Annotated in this window: 19 protein-coding genes; 8 read left to right on the top strand and 11 right to left on the bottom strand. The window is 33.6% G+C overall.

Annotated features, from left to right (window positions below):
* Positions 1–4: 4 nt before the first annotated feature.
* Together ACNQGG_RS05930 and ACNQGG_RS05925 are read right to left on the bottom strand one after the other, a co-directional pair.
* Complete coding sequence (locus ACNQGG_RS05930; RefSeq protein ID WP_417962108.1) at positions 5–2,068, bottom strand: M1 family metallopeptidase; 2,064 nt, start codon at positions 2,066–2,068, stop codon at positions 5–7.
* Complete coding sequence (locus ACNQGG_RS05925) at positions 2,065–2,706, bottom strand: transposase (protein ID WP_417962106.1); 642 nt, start codon at positions 2,704–2,706, stop codon at positions 2,065–2,067. Before ACNQGG_RS05925 ends, ACNQGG_RS05930 begins: the two co-directional genes overlap by 4 nt.
* Before the next feature lie 98 nt (positions 2,707–2,804).
* On the opposite strand from ACNQGG_RS05925, the gene ACNQGG_RS05920 reads away from it, so the two are divergent.
* On the top strand, positions 2,805–3,542 hold the full coding sequence (locus tag ACNQGG_RS05920; protein ID WP_417962414.1) for a Dph6-related ATP pyrophosphatase: 738 nt from the start codon (positions 2,805–2,807) through the stop codon (positions 3,540–3,542).
* Between the two features lie 61 nt (positions 3,543–3,603).
* Here the strand turns inward: ACNQGG_RS05920 and ACNQGG_RS05915 are convergent, their stop codons facing one another.
* The 5 genes from ACNQGG_RS05915 to ACNQGG_RS05895 all read right to left on the bottom strand — a co-directional run bounded on the left by ACNQGG_RS05915 (position 3,604) and on the right by ACNQGG_RS05895 (position 7,689).
* The gene (locus ACNQGG_RS05915) at positions 3,604–5,088 is read right to left on the bottom strand and encodes an aminopeptidase P N-terminal domain-containing protein (RefSeq protein WP_417962104.1); all 1,485 of its coding nucleotides are present in this window, start codon (positions 5,086–5,088) and stop codon (positions 3,604–3,606) included.
* A gap of 248 nt (positions 5,089–5,336) precedes the next feature.
* Positions 5,337–5,759: a hypothetical protein gene (locus tag ACNQGG_RS05910; RefSeq protein ID WP_417962102.1), complete on the bottom strand. Its 423-nt coding sequence runs from the start codon at positions 5,757–5,759 to the stop codon at positions 5,337–5,339.
* A gap of 138 nt (positions 5,760–5,897) precedes the next feature.
* On the bottom strand, positions 5,898–6,443 hold the full coding sequence (locus tag ACNQGG_RS05905; protein ID WP_417962100.1) for a DUF1697 domain-containing protein: 546 nt from the start codon (positions 6,441–6,443) through the stop codon (positions 5,898–5,900).
* Between the two features lie 240 nt (positions 6,444–6,683).
* Positions 6,684–7,130, bottom strand: a complete 447-nt coding sequence (locus tag ACNQGG_RS05900) for a NanQ anomerase/TabA/YiaL family protein (RefSeq protein ID WP_417962098.1) — start codon at positions 7,128–7,130, stop codon at positions 6,684–6,686.
* Between the two features lie 115 nt (positions 7,131–7,245).
* Complete coding sequence (locus tag ACNQGG_RS05895; protein ID WP_417962096.1) at positions 7,246–7,689, bottom strand: DUF2059 domain-containing protein; 444 nt, start codon at positions 7,687–7,689, stop codon at positions 7,246–7,248.
* 149 nt (positions 7,690–7,838) lie between these two features.
* Between ACNQGG_RS05895 and recG the strand changes: the two genes are divergently transcribed.
* The 6 genes from recG (at position 7,839) to ACNQGG_RS05865 (ending at position 18,241) form a co-directional block, all read left to right on the top strand.
* Positions 7,839–9,974 (top strand): ATP-dependent DNA helicase RecG, encoded by a 2,136-nt coding sequence (gene recG / locus ACNQGG_RS05890; RefSeq protein WP_417962095.1) that lies wholly within the window; start codon positions 7,839–7,841, stop codon positions 9,972–9,974.
* Positions 9,975–10,459: 485 nt separating this feature from the next.
* On the top strand, positions 10,460–11,518 hold the full coding sequence (locus ACNQGG_RS05885) for an efflux RND transporter periplasmic adaptor subunit (protein ID WP_417962093.1): 1,059 nt from the start codon (positions 10,460–10,462) through the stop codon (positions 11,516–11,518).
* A 256-nt stretch (positions 11,519–11,774) separates the two neighbouring features.
* A complete protein-coding gene (locus ACNQGG_RS05880; protein ID WP_417962091.1) occupies positions 11,775–14,870 on the top strand; it encodes an efflux RND transporter permease subunit in 3,096 nt (1,031 codons plus the stop codon).
* 168 nt (positions 14,871–15,038) lie between these two features.
* Complete coding sequence (locus ACNQGG_RS05875; protein ID WP_417962412.1) at positions 15,039–16,349, top strand: TolC family protein; 1,311 nt, start codon at positions 15,039–15,041, stop codon at positions 16,347–16,349.
* A gap of 28 nt (positions 16,350–16,377) precedes the next feature.
* Positions 16,378–17,241, top strand: a complete 864-nt coding sequence (locus tag ACNQGG_RS05870; protein WP_416858460.1) for a bestrophin family protein — start codon at positions 16,378–16,380, stop codon at positions 17,239–17,241.
* A gap of 73 nt (positions 17,242–17,314) precedes the next feature.
* Complete coding sequence (locus tag ACNQGG_RS05865) at positions 17,315–18,241, top strand: AraC family transcriptional regulator (RefSeq protein ID WP_417962088.1); 927 nt, start codon at positions 17,315–17,317, stop codon at positions 18,239–18,241.
* 2 nt (positions 18,242–18,243) lie between these two features.
* On the opposite strand, the gene ACNQGG_RS05860 is transcribed toward ACNQGG_RS05865, so the two are convergent.
* On the bottom strand, positions 18,244–18,618 hold the full coding sequence (locus ACNQGG_RS05860; RefSeq protein ID WP_417962087.1) for a DUF779 domain-containing protein: 375 nt from the start codon (positions 18,616–18,618) through the stop codon (positions 18,244–18,246).
* A 76-nt stretch (positions 18,619–18,694) separates the two neighbouring features.
* Positions 18,695–20,200 carry an aldehyde dehydrogenase family protein gene (locus ACNQGG_RS05855; protein WP_417962086.1) on the bottom strand — a complete coding sequence of 502 codons (1,506 nt, stop codon included), beginning with the start codon at positions 20,198–20,200 and terminating at the stop codon, positions 18,695–18,697.
* A 294-nt stretch (positions 20,201–20,494) separates the two neighbouring features.
* Between ACNQGG_RS05855 and pheT the strand changes: the two genes are divergently transcribed.
* On the top strand, positions 20,495–22,915 hold the full coding sequence (gene pheT / locus ACNQGG_RS05850; RefSeq protein ID WP_417962085.1) for a phenylalanine--tRNA ligase subunit beta: 2,421 nt from the start codon (positions 20,495–20,497) through the stop codon (positions 22,913–22,915).
* 125 nt (positions 22,916–23,040) lie between these two features.
* Here the strand turns inward: pheT and ACNQGG_RS05845 are convergent, their stop codons facing one another.
* Both ACNQGG_RS05845 and rpsA read right to left on the bottom strand, forming a co-directional pair.
* Positions 23,041–23,595 (bottom strand): fasciclin domain-containing protein, encoded by a 555-nt coding sequence (locus ACNQGG_RS05845; RefSeq protein ID WP_417962084.1) that lies wholly within the window; start codon positions 23,593–23,595, stop codon positions 23,041–23,043.
* Between the two features lie 346 nt (positions 23,596–23,941).
* Positions 23,942–25,726: a 30S ribosomal protein S1 gene (rpsA, locus tag ACNQGG_RS05840; RefSeq protein WP_417962083.1), complete on the bottom strand. Its 1,785-nt coding sequence runs from the start codon at positions 25,724–25,726 to the stop codon at positions 23,942–23,944.
* Positions 25,727–25,731: the final 5 nt, after the last annotated feature.

Below are 25,731 nucleotides of genomic sequence, written 5' to 3'. Positions count from 1 at the left end.
ACCGTTATTCTTTCAATAACCGATTCAATTGAAACTGCTCCGTTTCATTTAAATTCGGTAGAATTCTTTCGAAAGAAACTCTTATTGTCGCATTCTTCAGTAATCTTCTAATATTGTCTCTTCCAAATTTCGAAAATTGCCACATGTGATGTGTTGTTGCTTTTACCAAATTTTTCAATACTTCATCATTGATTATATTAAAAGCAAGTAGCTTCTCTAAAGCATCTTGACGAATGGTTGCTTCATAATTAGACGATGAATAATTAATTAATTCATCTATCAATGGTTCTTTATTTGTTGAATAATTGTGTGTCGACAATGCTAATGACAACCATAAAGTTCGCAGATTATAATCACTAAAACCAATCCATTCTTTTGATTTATCCAAATATCGAGCGCGTTGTTCCGGAAAATTATTCCATAAATTATACAACACTATTTCTTGTGTTTGATAGGATTTATCATCGAGTAAAGTCTCATATTGCGCTCTAAAATTTTCAGGAATTTCATTTAATGTTGCCGCAATCGCTTGACGAACGTGTATGTTTTTAGTTTCCAAAGCCAAGCTTAAAAGCACGACTTTGTCTTCAAATTTCACTTCTTTTAATTGATTGACTATTGCTTCTTTAACCGTGAAATAAACATCAGATTGTAATGTTTCAGCAAAAAAATCTTCTTTCTCAAACAACGGTTTATTTCTTAATTTTTCTACTTCAAATAATATTTGAATTGCCTTATTTTTATTTAATAACGCATTAGCTTGTTGTGTATTAAAAACAGTTGTTTCAAGCCATACTTTACTAAAACTATTCAAGTCATAATGTGACAATTTTTTAATTTCAGCAAAGAAATCTTGTGTATTTACCGTTTGAAACGAATGTTTTTTCAAATAACATTTTACTGCTTTTTTAAAAGCCTTTTTGCCTATCGCTTCGTGCAAAACAAACAATGCCCAAGCGCCTTTTTGGTAGAAAGTCAATGAACTGGCTTTGGCATTCAAAACAGGAATTGTATCGGTTCTGGAAGCAAACTTTAATTGTTTTGCCGATTCATATAATTTGGAATAAAAATAATCTTCGCCGTAAATTTCCTTTTCAGCCAATAATGCATAATAGGTTGCGAAACCTTCCTGAAGCCAATGTTGCTTGCTACTTCCGGCAGTGACTAAATTACCAAACCATTGGTGCGCCAATTCATGTGCATTTACATTCGTATAGCTTCGGTCTTCAAAACCTGTAGCATCCACTACATAACGAGTGGAAAATAAAGTTGCCGCGGTATTTTCCATTCCGGCATACAAAAAATCACGAACGGGAGCTTGTTTGTATATTTCCCAAGGATACTTCACTCCTATTTCTTTTTCCAAAAAATCAAATAACTGCTTTGAATACCGATAGGTTGGTTCAAATTTAGATTTGTCTTTGGATTCATAGTACATTTCTAAAGGAATTCCCGAATTTGATCTTTGTGTTTGTTTTTCAAATTTTCCGATGGCGAGCATCAATAAATAAGAACTCATCGGTTTTTGCATATTGAATCTCCAATTCGTCATCGAATTGTTATTCACTTTGCTTTTTAAGATTCCGTTAGAAATCACTTGGTATTTAGAATCAACAACAACTTCTAAATTAAAAATCACTTTCTCTTTCACATCATCAAAACTTGGAAACCAATTACTGGTATTTTTTCCTTGTCCCTGCGTCCAAATTTGCACATTATCATTCTCTTCAGAACCAACGAAATACAAGGCTTGCTTTGGCTTGGCAACATAATTAAAACTAATATTATTTGTTCCTTTTTTGAAGGAGGAAATAAGTAAAATTTGCTTTCCATTAGTAGTAAATTGAATTTCTTTCTGATTCAATTCTACATCGGAAAAATCCATATTTTGGGCGTCAATTTTAATGGTATCCGTGGCTTTTAAAACATCAAACCAATAACTGACTGCTCCTCTAACAGATTTATCTTTAGGATTAATTGTTATTTGCCCATTAACCAGTTTAAAATCAACAAATTGGATTTGCTGAGCAAATATTAGTGTGGATTGTAAGAGGAAAAGGTATTTCATTCTAAATTTGAATTTATGGAATCTGTATTCCAATTTTTTGGATTATTTTTTATGTAATGATATATTGTATCGAATGAATTATAATTTCGGACAATATGATCGTGATAATTCGTTTGCCAAATTGTGTTTATGATTGGTTGTTCCGGTTCTTTGGTAGAGACGCACTGCAGTGCGTCTCTACATTGTGCGTCTCTACATTGCGTACCATAATTGTCAATTAATATATTAATTTGTTTGGTAGTAACCAATTTAAAAATCGCAACAAAGGACGAAATGGAATTCGGTTTTCGGGATAATTTAGGTGGTCCCGATTTCGATCGTAGAGACGCACCGCAGTGCGTCTCTACATCGTGCGTCTCTACGGATGACGAAACAATTTCAATCAACAAATGAATATGATTGGGCATAATAACCCAATTATGAAAAAACCAACGTTCTCTTATTGCTATTGATCTCAACAATTCCGTTTCAATCATTTTTCCGTTATCATTTAATACCATATTGTCATCATCAATGGTTCCAAAAATACATTTTCTATTTTGGGTAACTAACGTAATGAAATAGATTGCTTCACTTGAATAATCCCAATTTTTCAATCTATTCGATTCGGTTTGATATTTATTTTTAAATAATGGCATTTAAAATGATTGGTGCGATTTTCAAAGTTACAAAGGTTTACCAAACTAATAGTACAAATTTTGTAAGTTTACCCACAGAAAACCACAAGAAAATCCCATTGAAAAAGAAAGCCCTATTTAATTGGAGCAGCGGAAAAGATTCTGCGCTTGCTTTATACAAAACATTACAAAATTCAGAATTCGAAATTAGCTGTTTGCTTACCAGCGTAAACCAACAATTCCAACGTATTTCCATGCATGGTGTTCGAGCAGAATTATTGGAACAACAAGCCCAAAGCATTGGATTACCGCTTGAAATCATGCAAATTCCAGAAATGCCCACGATGGAAGTCTATGAAAAAGTTATGCAGGAAACATTGGCCAAATTAAAAGACCAAGGCGTTACGCATTCTATTTTTGGAGATATATTTCTGGAAGATTTACGAAAATATCGTGAAGACAAATTAGCAGAAATAGGTTTTGAAGGTGTTTTCCCGCTTTGGAAAATCCCAACCCACGACTTGATTCAGGAATTTATAAGTTTAGGATTTAAAACGATTGTCGTTTGTGTAAACGAACGGTTTCTTGACAAAAGCTTTATAGGTCGTGTTATCGATCAGGATTTCATCAACGATTTACCAGAAAACGTAGATATTTGCGGTGAAAATGGCGAATTTCACACCTTTACTTTTGACGGTCCTATTTTCTCCAAACCCATAGATTTCGAAATTGGCGAAATCGTTTATAGAAAATACGAAAAGCCAAAAGAACAAGATTCATCGAATACCGCTTGCGACACGAGTGCTTCCGATGCGTTTGATTTCGGGTTTTGGTATTGTGATTTAGTAGCTAAGTAATTTTCTATAAAAAACTCCGAAGTCATGAGACAACGGAGTTTTTTAGGGAAAATAGAATTTTTTAATCCAATTTTGGTAAAGAAAAACTATCAAAAACACTTTTTTCTTTCATAAGCGCTTCAATTTCATTTGATTTTCTAGGTGCTTCCGCAGATAAATTAACCGGACCATTAGCAGTAATTAAAATATCATCTTCGATTCGTACGGCAATTCCCCACCATTTTTTATCACAATCGCTTCCTTTCGGAATATAAATTCCAGGTTCGACTGTGACCACCATATTTTCCTCAAAATTATTGTACAATCCTGGATCATGGACATCTAACCCTATGTGATGCGAAGTCCCATGAGGAAAATATTTTCGAGATTCATCTGCCGTTTTAGTAATTCCTAATTTCAACAAACCATCACTGATTGTTTTGCGTGCCGCAATATCCGGAGCACTAAAGCTATTTCCTGTTTTTGCGGTAGCAATTCCTGCTTCTTGAGCATCATAAACCAAATCATAAATTAGCTTTTGCTCGGTGGAGAATTTTCCGTTTGCAGGAATAGTTCGGGTAACATCGGCGGTGTAACCGTGATATTCAGCACCTAAATCCATTAGAACCAAATCATTTTCTACTTTCATTTTGCTGTTTTCAATATAATGCAATACACAACCATTATTGCCGGCTCCCACGATTGACGGATAGCCTTCAAACTCACTGCCATACTTTTTATACACAAACTCATGAACACCTTGGATTTCAGTTTCAGACATTCCAGAATGCATGGCTTTCATGATTTCACGTTGTCCCATTGCCGAAATCCGAACCGCTTTGGTAAGCAAAACCATTTCTTCTTTGGATTTTTTCTCCCGCAAACTCGCCATGTAGGTTGCAATCGATTTGGTATCTGTAGTTGCTTTTTTTGCAGTAATACTTTTTTTAGTATTAATTTCATTTTGCAAATTAGAATCTATTTGCTTTTCTGCTTTTACATCATAGCCAATTTGAGTTTTAAAAGCTTCAATCAATTTATACAAATCGGCTTTATCTCGTTTTGAATTTCTGGTGTCATTTTCAAATTCCTTAAATAGTACATTGTTAAAACTCATATAATCAATTCCGGAGTTCAGAAACGCTGCCCCATTTAGCGCCATTTCAAAACCTAAATCCTTTTTAGCACCTTCGGTCCCCAGACGTATTCCAGTCCACTGCTCCGCTTTTGGATTTTTTTCCTGTACATAAAGAATTTCGTTATAGTTTTTTCCGCCTTTATCCGTTTGATTATTCGAAAAAATGACCAAAACACAATTGGGTTCTTTGTATCCTGTTAAGTAATAAAAATCAGGATCTTGATGGTACACATAATCAACATCATTGGCTCGATTCCGAACAGGATTTCCAAAAAATACTGCAACGCTATTATTTGGCATTTTTTTACGCAAAGCTTCTCTTCGTTCTTTGTGAAATTGAGCCGACAAGTAGTCGTTTGGAGTTCCATTTTGTGCTATCGAAGTACAAACAAATAGTACAGTGAGGATAAAAGAAAGTCTAAAAATCATCTATTTAAAGGTTAGGGTTTTAAATGCTACAGAAAACACTTGTTCATTGTTAATCAGGAGTAAATATAAATAATTTCATGTTTAATATATAACTTTTCCGCGTACAATTGTTTATAATTTTAGTATAAGCATAAAAAAAGAGCACATAAAAGTTAAAAACTTCGAGTACTCTTTTCAGAAGTGCCATATAATTCTAGAATTAACCCTAACCAAATGGTAAGAAAAATGTTGCAACCTACACTTATAATTTACTTTTTGTATTCTAATCCAGGCCCATCACAGCTTTTCCAAGTACTTGATAAATTGTTCTTATCGGTAAAATAAAGTTCCTCCTTTAGGTTTCCGTAACAGTTTCCTATAATCTCGCTGTCATTGGGATATGTCAATTCTAAATACATGCCGTCCGAATGATTTGTAGCAGAATATGTTCCTGAAATGATTGTTTTAATCATATTTCTTTCTCTGGATTTTGTAAATGTTCCATTAGAGTTGAACAAATAAAATTCTTGCCATTCCATTGCTGAACCTGTAGTTTCGGAATTAGCAATAGAACCCGACATTTTTACCAAATTCCATTTACCGTAATAACCGGTATTATCTGTTATTAAAGCATCTTTTGAGCAGGAATTAAAAATAGAAAGAAAAGCAACAAGAATAGTAAAATGTTTCATATGTCAGTTTTTACAGCTACTATATAGATGATGCCAATTATAAAAGGTTGCGTCAAATTATAATTATTTACTTTTTTAAATACCAAAATAAATTAGTCCAAATTAGTGTCATTCACAGCTAACTTTTTTAGTATCCTTTTATCTTTCTTCGTACATTTTCAACAAGTGTGTGACCGTATTCCAATTTCGGATTGTGGCAGTAACATTCAGTTTTTTCTCGATGTATTTTTGATCAAAACGTGTTTTTCCAGCACCAACGGCGTATTTAATGAAAATTCTACTGCCATCAATACTAGCTTCATCCGGTTTAAACTGACTAATTTTCAAATCATTTATACTGTTGCTTTGCAAAGCGGTAGAAATAAACGCCACGTATAACTTCTTAGTATCAATATCTTTTTCTTTCAAAAAAGGATTATTCTTGAGACAGGCTTCTAAATCCGCAGGACCTATAACCACAATAGGCACCTCATGTCCAAAAACTTTGAAAATTTCCTGCTTGATTTGAAAACCAACTTTGGAAGCATTTTCCTCTTCCGTATCCACAAAAACATTTCCTGATTGTATGTAGGTTACCACATTTTGAAAACCTATAGCTTCCAAAGTAGTTTTCAGCGCCTCCATTTTTATCATGTTGTGACCGGAAACATTGATACCACGAAGTAATGCGAGATGAGTTGTCATTTTTAATACTTTTTAAGTGTTCAAAGATATTGCGTTTGAAACGGAATTCACAATTTAATTGATTGGAATCATTGCATAAAAATTCTGAAATGAGAAAACGTAGAAGAAATATTTTGATTGTTTAGAATTTCTTTTAAAGGCAATTTTATAAAAAAAGAACCTCGCTAAAGAAGACTCAAACGAGGTATTTTATAGTTTTTTTCTTTAATCTTTAGGAGGGGAACACAATTGATAGTATTATCAAATTCGCACCTTTACAACAACTTTTTTTACTTTAGAAATTTGTTCCGCTTTTACACAAGGTCTATGAAGATCATCTGGAAAAAACAAGGTAAACATTCCTTCTTCTACTCTAATTAAAGAGGTTTCTCCTTCAAAAAATGAATAATCTTTTTCTTCATCAGTAAAAATCATTTTTTGATTTTTTTTTGTCGTAACTCCCATCAATTCAACACCTTTTATAACATATTGTATATCGATATACTTAGTATGTCCTTCTAATTTACAATCTTCTACTTCCTTTGTATTATATTCCTGCACAATTGCAAAAACAGTATCATTGTCAATTTGATATTTACCCGACTCTAATTCGACTAAATCAGTTTTGTTAATAAATTCAAATCCTTTAGCTATTCTTTCGCTTAGGTTCTCATACAGTTTATAATTTTCAATTTTATCTAGTATCATTTTATATTTTTAATGGTCATCCAAATCAATTCAGCTTTCCTGAATATGGGAGCTAAAGTAAGAATACTTTTTTAGGTTATTCTACTCTTTATTGATCACGATTCAACAGCTGTATTTACTCTTTTTTCACAAACCCTTTTTCCTCTAGATTGTTATAAACTTTTTCTCCAATCTCTTTCCCCCAAGTTTGTCCAGCTTGCATTGATTCTTGGAGTACTAAAGGCATTATTGCTATTAATTTCTTCCCCAAAGAGGACTGATAAAATTCAGTTAGTTGCTTTATTTCCGATTCAGTATAATATTTATCATAAATTGGAATAATCAAATTTATTAGAGTATCAGAATTGATCTCTTTTAAAAAATTATCCCAAAATTCTACCGGTACATTAGGATAGCTTTTTTTGAAGCTAATAATCATATTTTCTCCCACTTGAACACCTAATTTTCCCGAGCCTGTTAATTCAAGAAGGTTTTTAATATTATCCGTTTTTGATATAGATTGTGAAAAACCGCTTGTGAGAAGCCCACATAAAAAGAGTGTAATTGAAAATCGTTTCATTTAATTATAATTAGTGGATAAGTACTATGTTTAAATATAAAACATGTCGAATGAATACTATAATTCATTTTCCAAATATACCAATTTTCTTACACTAATTTCAATTTTTCCTATTTCCAAATTTCCAAACAAAAAACTATCTTCGCAGCATGCAGCAAAACCTCCTACTCACTCCCATAGAATACCTCAAAGGCGTTGGTCCCAATCGGGGCGAATTGCTGCGTAAGGAATTGGGAATTTATAAGTACGTGGATTTGGTTAATTTTTTTCCGAACAGATACATTGACCGAACGCGGTATTACAAAATTAACGAACTACAAAATAATAGTGCCGAAGTTCAAATAATCGGTAAAATAATCAACATCAAAACCGTTGAATTTGGCAGAAACCAAAAACGATTGGTGGCGACTTTTGTGGATGATACAGGCCAAATGGAACTCGTTTGGTTTCAAGGTCACAAATGGATTCGGGAAAGTTTAAAGCTTAATGAAATTTGTGTAATTTTCGGGAAATGCACGTCTTTTGGAAATGCTTTCAATATGGCGCATCCGGAAATTGAATTGATGAGCGAACACGAACAAAGTCTGCGTTCGGCAATGCAACCTGTTTATCCTTCGACAGAAACCTTAACGAATCGCGGGATTTCGAACCGAGTGATTAATAAACTAATGCAACAATTGTTTCTGGAAACGCAAGCGTTGTTCACGGAAACCTTGCCGGATTATTTGATTAACGAATTGAAACTGATTCCTAAAAAAGCAGCTTTATTCAACATTCATTTTCCAAAAAGCGCTGATGTTTTGGCGAAAGCCAAATTCCGATTAATTTTCGAAGAATTATTCTTTATCCAATTGCAATTAATCACGAAGAATCTCATTCGAAAACATAAAATAAAAGGACATCCGTTTACTACTGTGGGCGAATATTTCAATGATTTTTATCAGAATCATTTGCCTTTTCAATTAACCAACGCCCAAAAGAGAGTAATCAAAGAAATACGAACTGATATGGGCAGCAACGCCCAAATGAACCGATTACTGCAAGGTGATGTAGGTTCTGGAAAAACCATTGTCGCTTTTATGAGCATGCTTTTGGCACTTGATAATGGTTTCCAAGCGTGCTTGATGGCACCCACTGAAATCCTCGCCAATCAGCATTTCATTGGTTTATCAGAATTGGCAGCAACTTTAAATATCAACATTAGAATACTAACCGGATCCACCAAAATAGCACAGCGAAGAATTATCCATGAAGAACTGGAAAACGGCACGTTACATATTCTCATCGGAACGCATGCTTTACTGGAAGACAAAGTGAAATTTAAGAATTTAGGACTGGCCGTGATTGATGAACAACACCGTTTTGGCGTAGAACAACGCTCTAAACTGTGGAGAAAATCCACCCCTGACCCCTCCAAAGGAGGGGAAATAATCCCGCCACACGTTTTGGTGATGACCGCCACGCCTATTCCCAGAACTTTGGCGATGAGTTTGTATGGCGATTTAGATATTTCAGTAATTGACGAATTGCCTCCGGGACGAAAACCGATTCAAACCGTACACCGTTTTGACAGCAACCGATTAAAAGTTTGGAAATTCCTGCGGGACGAAATCGCTTTGGGCCGCCAAATCTATATTGTCTATCCGCTGATTCAGGAATCCGAAAAAATGGATTTTAAGGATTTAATGGATGGTTACGAAAGCATTTCGAGAGATTTTCCGCTGCCACACTATTCGATTTCAATCCTGCATGGAAAAATGAAACCTGCGGATAAAGATGCTGAAATGAAACGCTTTTCGGAAGGAAAAACCAATATTATGGTAGCCACAACGGTAATTGAAGTCGGCGTAAATGTTCCTAATGCGAGTGTAATGATTATTGAAAGTTCGGAACGGTTTGGATTATCGCAACTGCATCAGCTTCGCGGTCGCGTGGGTCGTGGTGCGGAACAAAGTTATTGCATCCTGATGACGAGCCATAAATTAAGTTCCGACAGTAAAACCCGAATGGAAACGATGGTGCAAACCAATGATGGTTTCGAAATTGCTGAAGTAGATTTGAAGCTTCGCGGTCCTGGCGATTTAATGGGAACCCAACAAAGTGGCGTGCTCAACCTTCAAATTGCCGATTTAGTTAGAGACAGGGATACTTTGGCATTAGCCAGAAACTATGCATTGAAATTGCTAAAGGAAGATGCAGGAATGCAAAAACCCGAGCATGCTGCTTTAAGAGCTGTTTTTATCGAGATGACCAAAAAGAAAAACATTTGGAATTATATTAGTTAAATCAAAATAGGACAAACATTTTTTTTAACAGAGTAAGAAATGTAAGTTTATCTAAGAAAATGGTCATTCTAATCCCAACACTTATTTATTACTTTAAATGGGAATTAAGCCCCTATTTATCAATACTTTGTTTTGTCTATTCGTTTTTAAATTACAAATACTAGGATCTTATAATGCTCGTAAAAACTTAGATGTCTTTACATTTCGTATTTGTTTAAATCCCTTTATAAATTCCACCCTTTGAAGTAAATTCTACAAAAAATATTTCTTTTATAGAATTATTGGTTAAACCATTCCCATTTTTTAGAGTCAAATTAGGAACTAAATGAAGAAATATTATGCCCTTTGTCATTCTAAATTTCATTAATATTTGTATGTACAAACGTTAAATAAAAATTAACAAAACAAATATTCCCAATAGTAAACCCTAATTTTGTTAAATCAATCTTAAATAGTTTTCTTTAACGCAATATTACTCTTATCCCATGAAAATAAAATACTTAGTTTACGCCTTATTAACCATCGGAATTATTGGGTTTATAGGTTACCGAATCAATGCAAACAAAAGTGAAAATGAAGGAGGAAATGATAAAGGAGGAAAAGACAAACCTATTAATGTAACAGGAATCGTTGTCCACCCGGAAACTTTTGATAATAACCTGTCGCTTTCCGGTTCCATCGAAGCAAATGAGCAAGTAGAAATCAGAAGTGAAGTTTCTGGTATTGTAGAAGGTATTTATTTTCAGGAAGGCAGTAATGTCAGCAAAGGACAAGTGCTTTTTAAAGTAAATGATATTGAACTGAGAGCTCAATTGAGACAAATGACCACCAAAGAAGGTTTAGCATCCGAAAACGAAAGAAGAGCTAAATTATTATTACAAAAAGAGGCTATCAGCCAAGAAGAATATGATGTTGCCAGAGCAGATTTAAAATCGGCACAATCTCAAAGTCAACTGATAAAAGCACAAATATCAAAAACATCCGTTAGAGCACCATTTTCAGGAAAAATAGGACTTCGTTCCATTTCTCCGGGAACGTATATTACACCAACACTTCTAGTGGCAAAATTAGTTAATATTGGTAAACTAAAAATTACTTTTTCGATTCCTGAAAAATATGCAACCCAGGTAAAAACAAATACACAATTAACTTTTACTGTTGCAGGTTCAACTGATAAATATGCTGCTAAAGTTTATGCTATCGAGCCAGGAGTTGAAGTAGCAACAAGGACATTACAAGTTCGAGCAATTGCAGAAAACAGAAACGGCAAATTATTACCAGGAACATTTGCTAATGTTGAATTGCCTTTGGAAATCATTAAAGATGCCATTGAAGTTCCTTCAGAAGCTATTATTCCGGTACAAAACGGAAAAAAAGTTTTCATCTCAAGAAATGGGAAAGCTAAAGAAGTAATGATTGAAACCGCAACAAGAACTGATGCTTCAATTCTGGTTCTTTCAGGCTTAAAAGCTGGAGATACCGTTTTGACAAGTGCTGTAATGTCATTAAAAGATGAAATTCCTGTTAAGGTGAAAATAAAATAGATTTTTGATTGAAGATTAACGATTTTTGATTTCAGATTTTAAAAACTCATCGTAGAATTTCTGTAATTTTAAAAACAAAAATTAGCTCTCTTAAATAAAAAAGCACAGCAATAAATACAACTCTCTTGAGTAATTATAGTACGCTAAGGCATATAAAACTTAATTTACTTAAATGCTTAAAGTTTTAAAAAATCCTGATAAAGATTGGCTACGAAATCTAAAATCAGAAATCAAGAATCAGAAATATAAAATCTAAATGAGTTTATCTACTACAAGTATAAGAAGGCCCGTATTTACCATTGTTATTAATTTAGCAATTGTATTGTTCGGTATTATTGGGTACAGTTTTCTGGGAGTACGAGAATTCCCTTCTATTGACCCGGCCCAAATTTCGATTCGGACAAACTATGCCGGAGCTAATTCAGATATCATTGAATCCCAAATTACTGAACCGCTCGAAAAAGCCATTAACTCAATTGACGGAATCAGAAACGTTACTTCATCAAGTGCCCAGGGAAGTAGTAATATCACAATCGAATTTAATTTAGATAAAAATCTGGAAGAAGCTGCCAATGATGTACGTGATAAAGTGTCACAAGCAGTAAGAAACTTACCACAAGATATTGATGCTCCTCCAGTTGTTTCTAAGGCTGATGCCAATGGAGATGCCATTATTTCAATGACGGTACAAAGTGATACCCGAAATGCATTGGAACTTAGTGATTATGCCGAAAATGTAATTTCACAACGATTAGAAACAATTCCAGGGGTAAGTGGTGTTCAAATTTGGGGACAAAAAAGATACGCGATGCGTTTGTGGATTGACCCAGTGAAATTAGCGTCTTATGGTTGTACGATTTCGGATGTTCGTGATGCGTTGAATAAACAAAATGTGGAACTCCCTTCAGGAAAACTGACCGGAAAAAACACTGAACTTACCGTTAAAACGGTTGGAAATCTGTCCAAGCCTGAAGAATTCAACAACATCATTATCCGTTCAGTTGGTGAAAAAGTAATTCGTTTAAGCGACATTGGAACAGCAAGTTTAGGTCCTGAAAATACCGAAACTCAAATGACACAATCAGGCACGCCTTTAGTTGGTGTGGCTATTGTACCACTTCCCGGTGCTAATTATTTAGATATTTCAACTGCTTTTTATAAAGAATTCGAAAAATTAAAAAAAGACTTACCTAAAGATATTAAGTTAAATATTGCCATCGACAATACCATATTTGTAAAAAAATCAGTGATTGAAGTAGCCGAAACTTTAGGGATTTCTATCATTTTGGTAATTTTGATTATCTATTTATTTTTTAGAGATTGGGCTATTGCTTTCAGACCTTTAATTGATATTCCCGTTTCGTTGATTGCAACATTCTTTATTATGTGGCTTTTTGGATTTTCGATAAATGTATTGACTTTATTAGCGATTGTTCTTGCTACTGGTCTTGTGGTCGATGATGGAATTGTTGTAACTGAAAATATTTTCAAGAAAGTAGAAGAAGGCATGACGCCTATTGAAGCAGCAATAAAAGGATCTAATGAAATATTTTTTGCAGTAATTTCGATTTCGATAACCTTAGCCGCTGTATTTTTACCTGTAATTTTCCTCGAAGGATTTGTTGGGCGGTTGTTTAGGGAATTCGGTGTGGTTATTGGTGCTGCAGTACTAATTTCAGCATTTGTATCATTGACCTTAACCCCTATGTTGAATGCTTATTTGATGAAAGGTGGCGAACAAAAAAAATCAAAATTCTACATTCGTACAGAACCGTATTTTGAAAAACTAAACAGTAGTTACGCTAGTGCTTTACAGCGTTTCATGAAAAGGAAATGGTTGAGTTTTCCTATTTTGATTGCTTGTTTTGGACTGATTTATTTGTTTTTTAATATTTTGCAAAAAGAAACTGCCCCATATGACGACCGCAGTGGGTTTGTAATGCGTATGTCAACTCCTGAAGGATCTACTTACGAATATACTGATCGTTTCATGCAGGAAATGTCAAAATTAGTAGACGATTCCATTCCTGGAAAAAAAGTGAGTTTAGTGATTACTTCTCCTGGATTTGGGTCTTCGTCTGTGAATAGTGGCTTCATTCGGGTTTCTTTGGTAGAACCTAACGAAAGGAAAGATTCCCAAAAAGAGATTGCACAAAAATTGACTAAATGGTCCAAACAATATCCTAATGCAAAAACCTCGGTAATTGAACAACCTACAATCGCTGTAAACAGACGTGGAGGCCTACCGATTCAATACATTATTCAAGCTCCAAACTTTGAGAAATTAAGAGAAAAAATTCCAGTTTTTATGGATGAAGTGGGTAAAAATCCAACTTTTGCTGTAAGTGATGTAAATTTAAAATTCAACAAGCCAGAAATCAATGTTAGTATCAACAGAGAAAAAGCGGAGAGTTTGGGAATATCAGTAATTGATATTGCACAAACTCTGCAACTTTCTTTAAGTGGTCAACGTTTTGGTTATTTCATGAGAAATGGAAAGCAATATCAAGTAATTGGACAGTTTAATCAAGAAGACCGTTCAAAACCATTGGATTTAACCTCCATGTATGTCAAAAACAATAAAGGGGAATTAATTCAAATGGACAATGTGGTAACCATTGAAGAGAAAAGTAATCCTCCACAATTGTATCATAATAACCGATACATGTCGGCTACGGTTTCTGCTGGTCTTGCTCCAGGCAAAAGTATAAGCGATGGAATTGATGCGATGAATGAGATAAAAGCCAAAGTTTTAGACGACACATTCACAACCGATTTAGGTGGAGAATCCAGAGATTATGTAGAAAGCAGCTCGAATACTTCTTTCGCCTTTGGATTAGCTTTGCTACTTATATTTTTGATTTTAGCAGCACAATTTGAAAGTTTCATTGATCCTTTCATTATCATTTTGACGGTGCCAATGGCAGTTGCCGGAGCGCTATTTTCGTTATGGCTTTTTGGTCAAACCTGGAATATTTTTAGCCAAATTGGTACCGTAATGCTTATTGGTCTAGTTACCAAGAACGGAATTCTGATTGTCGAATTTGCGAATCAGTTACGAGAGCAAGGAAAATCAAAAATTGATGCGATACTAGAAGCATCTGAAGCGAGATTGCGACCTATTTTAATGACGAGTTTAGCCATTTCATTAGGAGCATTACCTATTGCATTGTCGCTTGGAGCTGCTTCAACCAGTAGAATTGGAATGGGAGTTGTGATTGTAGGTGGAACTATTTTCTCTTTGGTTTTAACTTTATTTGTTATTCCTGCGATGTATTTGATGTGGTCAAAAGCAAGAAAACATTACCCTGAATTTGATCATATTGAAGAATATGAAAAAGCAGTAAAATAACATATTTCCTTTTTCATTTATATCAAAAAACTTAAATGAACTTAAACATGTTATATAAAAACATATAAGATCTTTAAGTTCATTTAAAAAAATAAATACTTTTTTAACTCTTTCAAATAATTTTTTGTTTGCAAGAATTTAATGATTTTAAAAAGACATTGAATTATGATGAATACTAAATTACTATTTAGAAGTTTAATTGTGATACTCTTTTGTATTGTCAAAACCAATGCTCAAGAAGTATTAACTGTTGAAGATGCCATAAAAATTGCATTAGAAAATAATTATGAAATCAAAATTGCGTCAAACAATTTATTAATCGACAAAACTAACGTAAGTCCAGGAAATGCAACTATGTTGCCTAAAGTTACTGCTACAATTGTGGACAATAATAGTGTTCAAAACAGTTCGCAAACACGCCAGGACGGAACAGAAACAGAATTAGACAATGCTAAAAACAACAGTTTAAGTTATGGGATTGGATTGGATTGGACAATTTTTGACGGACTGCGTATGTTTGCCAGACTAGATCAACTAAAAGAGTTACAAAAATTAGGAGAAGCCCAGTTAAAACTAACCATAATTACAAAAATCAGTGATGTCAATGCAACTTATTTTGATTTGGTACAACAACAACAGCAATTAGCTGCTTTAGACTCCACAATCGTTATTTCTAATCAGCGATTGACTTTGGCACAAAACCGATTTACTATTGGAAAGGCATCAAAACTGGAAGTTTTAAATGCACAAGTGGATTTAAATACAGATAAAGTTACGCTGTTGAGGCAAAAAGAATTGTTTGTAAATACTAAAATTCTATTGAATCAAATACTTGCCAGAGATGTTAATATTGATTTCAAAGTGGTTGAAAAAATTGTAGTTGACAACCAATTATTGCTTCCGGAATTAAGCGCTTTAGCAGAGAAACAAAACCCGCAATTAGAAACCCAAATCATTAATAAAAGAGTTTCTGAATTACAGTTAAAACAAATAAAATCAGGGCGTTATCCTAACATAAAAATAAATACAGGCTACAATTTTTCTGAAAGTCAATCCAGTCTTGGATTTGTATCACAATCGGCATCCAAAGGATTGAATTACGGTTTTAGCGCTTCCTTGAATTTATTTGATGGATTTGCACAAAACAGAAACGAGAAAATCGCCAAAATTCAGATTGAGAATTCTAAAATAACAATCGAACAGCAAAATTTGGCCTTGCATTCACAATTATCTATTTCTTATCAAACCTATTTGACCAATTTGGAATTGATTGCTTTAGAAGAAAAAAATGAAGCAATTGCTAAGCAGAATTTAAATATTACATTAGATAAATTTAGAATTGGAACTATTACCACTTTAGAATTCAGAGCAGCACAATTGAATTATGTCAATGCGAAGGTGCGTTACAGCAATGCTCAATTTCAAGCTAAATTATCTGAAATTGCACTAAAAGAATTGGCGGGTAATCTCAGTTTTTAATTTAAATTTGTAAAAAATTTAGCCTAAAATGATTTCATACAATACAAAAGACTGGTTTACTTTTATCTTTCGTTTCCATAAAGCAGATACTTTTAGAACCTTATTTCCAATAATGATGGCCATTGGCGCTTATTCGGGAATTATTGGGTACTTAGAAGTCGAATATTGGCAATTAGCAGACAATAGCTATGTGAAGAATATTACCATCATGCACGGGATGTTGGGGTTTGTAATTTCATTATTATTAGTTTTCAGAACCAATACTGCTTATGACCGTTGGTGGGAAGGACGTAAAATGTGGGGAAGTTTAGTCAACAACAGCCGGAATTTTGCTATCAAATTATCGGTGATCTTGGAGGATGAAAAAGACCGCAATTATTTTAGAAAAATGATTCCGAGTTATGCATCTATTTTACATAAACATTTGAATGATGCTGATACCAGTAAGCAATTATTTGATGATGTTGATTTAGAAATTGACCATCACAAACACAAACCCAATCAGGTAGCAAAAATGCTATTTCAAAAAATCAATGATTTATATATTTCAAAAAAAATAACAGGTGATCAATTAATCATTTTAAATGCCGAAGTATTATCCTTTACTGAAATTTGTGGTGCTTGCGAAAGAATTAAAAACACGCCTATTCCCTATTCTTATAGTGCTTTTATCAAAAAATTCATCTTTTTTTATGTGATGACTTTACCCTTTGGTTATTCTTTCAGCCTTGGTTATTATGTGGCGCCGGTTGTCGTTTTTATTTTTTATGTTTTGGCCAGTTTAGAGTTAATTGCCGAGGAAATAGAAGACCCATTTGGAACTGATGAAAATGATTTGCCAACACATAAAATTGCCCTAAACATAAAAAAACATGTGGAGGAATTAATTTAAAATTTGTTAAACAGTGTTACAGTTCTAATTATTTTCATTAAATTTAAACTTTGCCTTCTTTAAGTTTAAAACTATGAATAACAATCGTGCTTTTATAAATCCCCCGCACTTATCCAACGAAAAATCATTAAAAACATTAGTTGAAAACAGAACTGTTTACTCATTAAATCATTGTGAACTTAATCTTTTCGAAACCTATGAATCTTCTGCGTTAGTTCCTTTGAAGTTTAATGATTTGGTCGTAACAAGCATGCTAAGAGGCAAAAAAATAATGCATCTTTTTGATGACCCAAGCTTTGATTATTTGCCAGGTGAAACAGTTGTTATTCCTTCGAATGTGGAAATGAAAATCGATTTTCCTGAGGCTACAAAAAGTAATCCTACGCAGTGTTTGGCTTTAGCGATAGACCAAACTAAAATTACCGATACCTTGCAATTTTTAAACGAACGGTATCCAAAAGAAGGCAATTCACAATTCTGGCAATTGAATTATCAGAATTATTTTTTTTACAACAATGTAGAACTGGCGACAACCATAAACAAATTGATAAAGGAATGCATGAGCACTTTGATTACCAAAGATGCTTTGGCCGACTTGACTTTGCAGGAATTATTAATCCGAATTATTCAAACACAAACTGCAAAAGCAATTGATGACGGTTTGTTTACAGATCCAAAAAATCCTATTACTCAAGTAGTAGAATTCATTCGATTAAATTTAAAGGAAAATATAAGCATGAAACATTTGAGCGAAAAAGCATGTATGAGCACCACTTCTTTTTACAGGCTTTTCAAAAGAGAATTAGGTATGAGTCCGATAGAATTTGTAATAAACGAGAAAATAAGATGTGCCAAACAATTGCTAAAAAATCCAACAATACAAATCAATGAAGTTTGTTACTTATCTGGATTTGAAGATTCGAATTACTTTATTCGTTTGTTTAAAAAATACGAAGGAATTACGCCAAAACAGTATCAATTGTTATATGTGATAAACTAGATTTATTCAATATATTTCAAAGACTCAAGAGATAGTTCTTCTTCTGGTGTAAAAATCCGGTATTCAATTTTGAATGTTTTTTTTAATGGTGTTTCCAAAGAAAATCCTCCTACCCCAAAAGCATCAATTACATCCAAAGTAAAATGAGCATGTTTCCAATATTCGAATAAATCCTTATCCACCCAGAATTCAGTATTTTCGATTATTCCGATACAAACATCTCCCATTCTTTGGTAGAAACCACCTTTTTCAAAACATTGTGGCTGGGTTCCTTCACAACAACCTCCCGCTTGATAAAACATCAAATCTCCATGTTTTTCCTGCAATATTTTAATTAATTCTATTGCTTTTTCTGTAGCGTCAATTCTTTTTTTCATCTTTTTTCATTTAAAATAAAACCTGACAAATTATACAATCTGTCAGGTTTACGATTAACCAATAATCTGCAATCTATTAAAAGAAACCTAATTTCTTTTTATCATAAGAAATCAACATATTTTTTGTTTGACGATAATGTCCAAGCATCATTTTATGATTTTCACGACCAATTCCTGATTGTTTGTACCCTCCAAAAGGTGCGCCAGCAGGGTAAGAATGGTATTGATTAATCCAAACACGACCAGACTGAATGGCTCTTGGAACCTGATAAATTTCGTGTGCATCCCGTGTCCAAACTCCAGCCCCTAAACCATACATCGAATCATTTGCAATGGCAATCGCTTCTTCTGTTGTTTTGAAAGTGGTGACAGCCAAAACAGGCCCGAAGATTTCTTCCTGAAAAATACGCATTTTATTATTCCCTTTGAAAAGAGTTGGTTTAATATAATAACCTCCGGTTAAATTTCCTTCCAAATGATTCTCTTCACCACCAATTAACAATTCGGCACCTTCTTCTTTTCCTAATTTTATATAACTAAGAATTTTCTCTTTTTGAACTAATGAAGTCTGTGCCCCCATCATAGTGGTTCTGTCCAATGGATTTCCTAATTTGATAGCTGCTGTTCTTTCAATAACTCGGGCAATAAATTTTTCATAAATATCCTCATGGACTAATAATCTGGAAGGACACGTACAAATTTCTCCTTGATTTAAAGCAAACATTACTGCGCCTTCAATCGCTTTATCAAAGAAATCATCGTCAGCATCTCCTACAGATTTCATAAAAATATTTGGGGATTTTCCACCTAATTCTAATGTTACCGGAATAATATTTTCAGTAGCATATTGCATAACTAAACGACCTGTCGGTGTAGAACCCGTAAATGCGGCTTTTGATACTTTTTTGTTAGTTACCAAAGCTCTTCCAAGCTCAGCTCCAAAACCATTCACAATATTTACAACTCCTGGAGGAAGAATATCGCCTATCAATTGCATTAAAACTAAAATAGAAATTGGCGTGCTTTCCGCTGGTTTTAAAACTACGGTATTCCCTGCGGCCAATGCCGGCGCTAATTTCCAAACTGCCATTAAAATTGGAAAATTCCAAGGAATAATTTGTGCAATTACACCCAAAGGTTCACTCAAAGCAATAGAAACTGTTTGTGAATCCAGCTCAGCAATCGAACTTTCCTCAGCACGAATTACACCAGCAAAATATCTGAAATGGTCTATCGCCAAAGGAATATCTGCAGCTAAAGTTTCTCGGATTGCTTTTCCGTTATCTATGGTTTCAACAGTGGCAATATATTCTAGATTATCTTCAATAACTTGTGCAATTTTATTCAATAAATTACTGCGCTCTGTAACGGATGTTTTTCCCCATGTTTGAAAAGCTTCATGTGCTTTATCTACAGCTAAATCAATATCAACTTTAGTCGAATGTGCAGCTCTTGTAAATACTTTTCCATCAATAGGAGAAACAACATCAAAATATTGGCCACCGATTGGTGCAACAAATTTTCCTCCTATATAATTATCGTACGTTGCCTTGAATTCAGGTCTTTTTACTATATTATCCATGTTGTTATATATTTTATTTTATCAAAAATAGTCTGCTATTCATCATTAGAATAGCACAATTCATTCAACTAGTAGCATTAAATTTTCATATCTGTTTTTTTAACCTTATTTTATTATTTTATTCTTATATATTTATGCCTAATACTATTAAATCATTATTTCAACTACTCCTGAAGGGTGACAAATCAGTTATAAAAAACCAAAAAAATTGTTTCTTACTCCAACCTGCAATCCTTATATTTGCACCCAAGACCGAAGGTCGAACTGACGAAGTAATCGCATTAAAATTGACAGATGAAAATATCTTACAACTGGTTAAAACAATTCATTAAAATAGACTGGAAATCCGAAGAAACAGCAGCATTGCTAACAGATTTAGGTCTGGAAGTAGAAATTGTTGAGAAATACCAATCGGTAAAAGGCGGATTAGAAGGCATTGTTGTAGGACATGTACTTACGTGTACTCAACATCCTGATGCTGATAGACTAAAAATAACCACTGTAGATTTAGGTAACGGTATTCCTGTGCAAATTGTTTGTGGTGCCAGTAATGTCGCTGCGGGACAAAAAGTTCCAGTTGCTACTATAGGCACTACATTATACGATAAGGAAGGCGTTGCTTTTTCGATAAAAAAAGGAAAAATACGCGGTCAGGAAAGTCATGGAATGATTTGCGCTGAAGACGAATTAGGTCTTGGCGAAAGCCATGATGGGATTATGATATTGGACGATGCTTTATTACCGGGAACTTCAGCTGCAACGGTTTTTAAAATTGAAAATGACGAAGTTTTCGAAATTGGATTGACTCCTAATCGTGCCGATGCCATGAGCCATCTGGGAACAGCCCGTGATTTGAGAGCGGGAATGTTGCAAAGTGGCGTTAATGTAGAATTAATTACACCATCAGTTAGTAATTTTAGAGTAGATAAAAGAATACTGAAGATTGATATTGATGTAAAAGAAGCAAAACTTGCTCCTAGATATTGTGGTGTTACTATTTCTGGAATTACTGTAAAAGCATCACCCGCTTGGTTGCAAAACCGATTGAAAGCCATTGGAATAAATCCAAAAAACAATATTGTCGATGTAACCAATTATGTTTTACATGAATTAGGTCAGCCACTTCATGCTTTTGATGCTTCAAAAATCAATGGAAAAATAATTGTAAAAACACTTGCCGCCGGAACTAAATTCATAACTCTTGATGATGTTGAAAGAACGTTACACGAGGAAGATTTAATGATTTGTGATGAAAAAGGACCATTGTGCATTGCAGGCGTTTTTGGTGGAAAAAAATCGGGAGTTTCAGAAAACACAAATTCAATTTTCTTAGAAAGTGCTTACTTTAATCCTGTAAGTATTCGTAAAACAGCCAAAAGACATCAATTAAATACCGATGCTTCTTTTAGATTTGAAAGAGGAATCGATCCAACTATTACTGAATATGCATTGAAGCGAGCCGCTTTATTGATACAAGAAGTGGCTGGTGGAGAAATAACTTCGGATGTCATTAATGTATATCCAAAGAAAATAGAAGATTTTACCGTGTTTTTAAACTTTAGTAAAGTGGCCAAAATTATTGGTCAGGAATTACCAAAAGACACTATTAAGAAAATATTAGTTTCATTAGACATTAAAGTAAACAGCGTTTCTGATGCTGGATTGGGATTAACAATTCCTGCATATAGAGTTGATGTACAAAGAGAAATTGATGTTATTGAAGAAATTTTGAGAGTTTATGGATACAACAACATTAACTTTTCAAAAAAACTAAATGCTACAGTTTCTAATTCTCCAAGAAACGAGGATTATAAAATACAAAATACGATTGCCACACAATTAAATTCTCAAGGATTTAATGAAATGATGGCTAATTCATTGACTACGGCATCTTATGTAGCACTTTCTGATGTTTTAAATTCAGAGCATAACGTAACAATGTTAAATCCTTTGAGCAATGATTTAGCAACAATGCGTCAATCTTTATTATTCTCTGGATTAGAAGCGATTTCCTATAATATCAATCGTAAAAATGCAGATTTAAAATTATTTGAATTTGGAAAATCATACCATAATTTTCCTTCAGGTTATGAAGAACACAAACATTTAACTTTATTCCTTTCTGGAAACAGAAACAAAGAAAATTGGGCTAGTGCTCAAAAACCAACCGATTTCTTTTTATTCAAAGGATATGTAAACGGTATACTTTCTAGATTAGGTATTCAAAAAACACAAAATTTACCGGTGACTTCCGATGTCTTTTCTGAAGGAATTGCAATTGGATTTGGTTCAGATATTATCGTAGAATTGGGTGTGGTTAAAAAATCAATATTGAAAAGTTTTGGAATAAAACAAGAAGTGTTTTTTGCAGATTTTAATTGGGCATTAATTTTGAAATTGATTGCTACCAAAATAAAATATACAGAGATTCCTAAATACCCAGAAGTTCGAAGAGATTTAGCTTTGCTAATTGACCAAAACATAACTTACGATAATATTTACAATATTGCACGCCAAACAGAGAAATCACTATTGAAAGATATTAATTTATTTGATGTTTACGAAGGTAATAATCTTCCCGAAGGTAAAAAATCATACGCTTTAAGCTTTACCATTCAAGACAATTCAAAAACGTTAACTGATGCTCAAATTGATAAAATCATGGGTAAATTGCAAAATAATTTTGAAACAGAGCTTGGAGCAAGCCTTAGATAAAATCTATTTTATTCTGTTAAAAATCCCAATTCTAAATCTAGAATTGGGATTTTTTTTTCACAAAAAAGTCCTGTAATTTTACAGGACTTTTTCAATAAACAACTTTCAACCTCTAATCAAAAAAATTATTGTTTTGGCAATACAACTGCATCAATTACATGAATCACACCATTTGATTGGTTCACATCGGCAATTGTAACTTTAGCAGAATTACCATTTTCGTCAGTAATGTATACATTTTTTCCTTTCATCCAAGCGGTCAAATTTCCACCGCTAACAGTTTTCAAAGTTGCTTTTCCTTTACCCATTTTAATTGCTTTAGCAATATCTGAGGCATTCATTTTTCCAGCTACTACGTGGTAGGTAAGAATTGTTTGCAACATTTTTAAATTTTCAGGTTTCAATAATGTTTCAACTGTACCTTTTGGTAATTTATCAAACGCAGCATTTGTTGGGGCAAAAACGGTGAATGGACCTTTACTTTGTAAAGTTTCTACTAGACCTGCAGCTTTAACTGCTGCAACTAGTGTAGTATGATCTTTAGAGTTTACTGCATTTTCAATAATATTTTTAGATGGGTACATCGCTGCTCCACCAACCATAACAGTTTTTTGAGCGAAAGAAGTTGCTCCAAATACTAATGCAAAAAATGTAATCGATAAAAATTTTCTAGTTTTCATAAAATTTATTTTATTAAGTTATATAAATACATTTACGCGGTTAGTTTGCTTTTGGTTTTAAAAAAATGAAATTATTTCATAAACAACTAGTTTTAAAATAGATATATTTAATTTTGAATAGAAGTTAATACCACAGAAGTTCTAATTAGCCCCGATGGTAGCAAGTATCCTTTTTATTGTGCTATGAAAAAGTTGATTTTGAAAATAGGTTCTCTGTACAATAACAAGATACTGCGAACAACGGAAGGATTATGGATTGTGAATTCAACTACTCTACTCTAAAAAAATAAGCATAAAAAAAGCCCCGCAATTTGCGGGGCTTTCTATATTCAAAAAGTTTCAAGAATTATTTTTTCTCTGACTTTTCCATTTTAGCTTTTAATGCTGCTAATACATCATTGTTGTCTCCTAAAGTTGCAGCTGGTGCATTTGTAGACGAATTTGATGAAGTAGAAGTATTTTCAGTAGCTGTTTTTACATTTTTCTCTTCTTCTTCACGGAAGATAGCAGTGTGAGATGCAACTACTCTTTTGAATTCTTTGTTGAATTCGATTACTTTGAAATCAGCTGATTCTCCTTTTTTCAATTTCTTACCGTCTTCTTTTTCAAGGTGACGAGTAGGAATGAAAGCAACGATATCATCTCCAAATTCTACAGTAGCTCCTTTGTCAACAATTTCAGAAATTTCACCTGTGTGGATAGTTCCAACTGCGAAAGAATCTTCGTATTGATCCCAAGGATTAGCAGTAGTTTGTTTGTGACCTAAAGATAATTTACGTCCGTCAACATCTAATTCTAATACTACTACGTCTAATTTTTCACCAACGTTTACAAATTCAGATGGGTGTTTGATTTTCTTAGTCCAAGATAAGTCAGAGATGTAAATTAATCCATCAATTCCTTCTTCTAATTCTACGAAAATTCCAAAGTTTGTAAAGTTTCTAACGATACCTGTATGTTTAGAACCTACTGGGTATTTAGAAGTGATATCAGTCCAAGGATCTTGAGACAATTGTTTGATACCTAATGACATTTTACGGTCATCTCTATCTAAAGTTAAGATAACAGCTTCAACAATATCACCTACTTTTACGAAATCTTGAGCAGAACGTAAATGAGTAGACCAAGACATTTCAGAAACGTGGATTAAACCTTCAACACCTTCAGCAACTTCGATGAAAGCACCGTAATCAGCGATTACAACTACTTTACCTTTTACTTTGTCTCCAATTGCTAATTTAGCATCAAGAGCATCCCAAGGGTGCGCGTTCAATTGTTTCAATCCTAATTGAATTCTTGTTTTCTCATCATCGAAATCAAGGATTACAACATTTAATTTTTGGTCTAATTCCAATACTTCAGATGGGTGGTTGATTCTTGACCAAGAAAGGTCAGTAATGTGAATCAATCCATCAACTCCACCTAAGTCAATAAAGACACCATAAGAAGTAATGTTTTTAACAACACCTTCTAATACTTGTCCTTTTTGTAATTGACCGATGATTTCTTTTTTCTGAATTTCGATATCCGCTTCAATAAGCGCTTTATGAGAAACAACAACATTTTTGAATTCGTGGTTGATTTTTACCACTTTGAATTCCATCATTTTGTTTACATATACATCGTAGTCTCTAATTGGTTTAACATCAATTTGAGATCCTGGCAAGAAAGCTTCAATTCCGAAAACGTCAACGATCATACCACCTTTAGTTCTGCATTTTACAAAACCATTAACGATTTCTCCTGTTTCGTTAGCCGAAATAACTCTATCCCATGATTTGATAGTACGTGCTTTTCTGTGAGATAATACCAATTGACCTGTTTTATCCTCACGGATATCAATTAATACTTCAACAGTATCACCTACTTTTAAGGCTGGGTTGTAACGGAATTCGTTCAATGAAATAACACCTTCCGATTTTGCATTGATATCAACGATAACGTCTCTATCTGTAATTCTAACAACTACACCATCTACAACTTCTTCTTGATCAGTAGCGATAAATGTTTTTGAAACTAGTTCTTCGAATTCTAATAAGTTTTTCTCATCAACAGCATCAATACCTTCTTCGAAATTGTGCCAGTTAAAATTTGCTAAAAACTCTTCTTGTGATTTTACTTGTTCAGACATGCTGA

It is taken from the genome of Flavobacterium esculini (assembly GCF_048284325.1).
Taxonomy (GTDB): domain Bacteria; phylum Bacteroidota; class Bacteroidia; order Flavobacteriales; family Flavobacteriaceae; genus Flavobacterium.
The sequence above is the reverse complement of the archived record's forward strand: the minus strand, read 5'-3'. Positions and strand labels throughout refer to the sequence as shown.

Excerpts from the sequence above, each read along its gene's own strand:
- ACNQGG_RS05905 (WP_417962100.1), bottom strand. The coding sequence starts at position 6,443 with ATGACAACTCATCTCGCATTACTTCGTGGTATCAATGTTTCCGGTCAC.
- recG (WP_417962095.1), top strand. The coding sequence starts at position 7,839 with ATGCAGCAAAACCTCCTACTCACTCCCATAGAATACCTCAAAGGCGTT.
- ACNQGG_RS05915 (WP_417962104.1), bottom strand. The coding sequence starts at position 5,088 with ATGATTTTTAGACTTTCTTTTATCCTCACTGTACTATTTGTTTGTACT.
- ACNQGG_RS05875 (WP_417962412.1), top strand. The coding sequence starts at position 15,039 with ATGAATACTAAATTACTATTTAGAAGTTTAATTGTGATACTCTTTTGT.
- rpsA (WP_417962083.1), bottom strand. The coding sequence starts at position 25,726 with ATGTCTGAACAAGTAAAATCACAAGAAGAGTTTTTAGCAAATTTTAAC.
- pheT (WP_417962085.1), top strand. The coding sequence starts at position 20,495 with ATGAAAATATCTTACAACTGGTTAAAACAATTCATTAAAATAGACTGG.
- ACNQGG_RS05870 (WP_416858460.1), top strand. The coding sequence starts at position 16,378 with ATGATTTCATACAATACAAAAGACTGGTTTACTTTTATCTTTCGTTTC.
- ACNQGG_RS05910 (WP_417962102.1), bottom strand. The coding sequence starts at position 5,759 with ATGAAACATTTTACTATTCTTGTTGCTTTTCTTTCTATTTTTAATTCC.
- ACNQGG_RS05855 (WP_417962086.1), bottom strand. The coding sequence starts at position 20,200 with ATGGATAATATAGTAAAAAGACCTGAATTCAAGGCAACGTACGATAAT.
- ACNQGG_RS05900 (WP_417962098.1), bottom strand. The coding sequence starts at position 7,130 with ATGATACTAGATAAAATTGAAAATTATAAACTGTATGAGAACCTAAGC.
- ACNQGG_RS05895 (WP_417962096.1), bottom strand. The coding sequence starts at position 7,689 with ATGAAACGATTTTCAATTACACTCTTTTTATGTGGGCTTCTCACAAGC.
- ACNQGG_RS05930 (WP_417962108.1), bottom strand. The coding sequence starts at position 2,068 with ATGAAATACCTTTTCCTCTTACAATCCACACTAATATTTGCTCAGCAA.
- ACNQGG_RS05925 (WP_417962106.1), bottom strand. The coding sequence starts at position 2,706 with ATGCCATTATTTAAAAATAAATATCAAACCGAATCGAATAGATTGAAA.
- ACNQGG_RS05885 (WP_417962093.1), top strand. The coding sequence starts at position 10,460 with ATGAAAATAAAATACTTAGTTTACGCCTTATTAACCATCGGAATTATT.
- ACNQGG_RS05865 (WP_417962088.1), top strand. The coding sequence starts at position 17,315 with ATGAATAACAATCGTGCTTTTATAAATCCCCCGCACTTATCCAACGAA.
- ACNQGG_RS05845 (WP_417962084.1), bottom strand. The coding sequence starts at position 23,595 with ATGAAAACTAGAAAATTTTTATCGATTACATTTTTTGCATTAGTATTT.
- ACNQGG_RS05860 (WP_417962087.1), bottom strand. The coding sequence starts at position 18,618 with ATGAAAAAAAGAATTGACGCTACAGAAAAAGCAATAGAATTAATTAAA.
- ACNQGG_RS05880 (WP_417962091.1), top strand. The coding sequence starts at position 11,775 with ATGAGTTTATCTACTACAAGTATAAGAAGGCCCGTATTTACCATTGTT.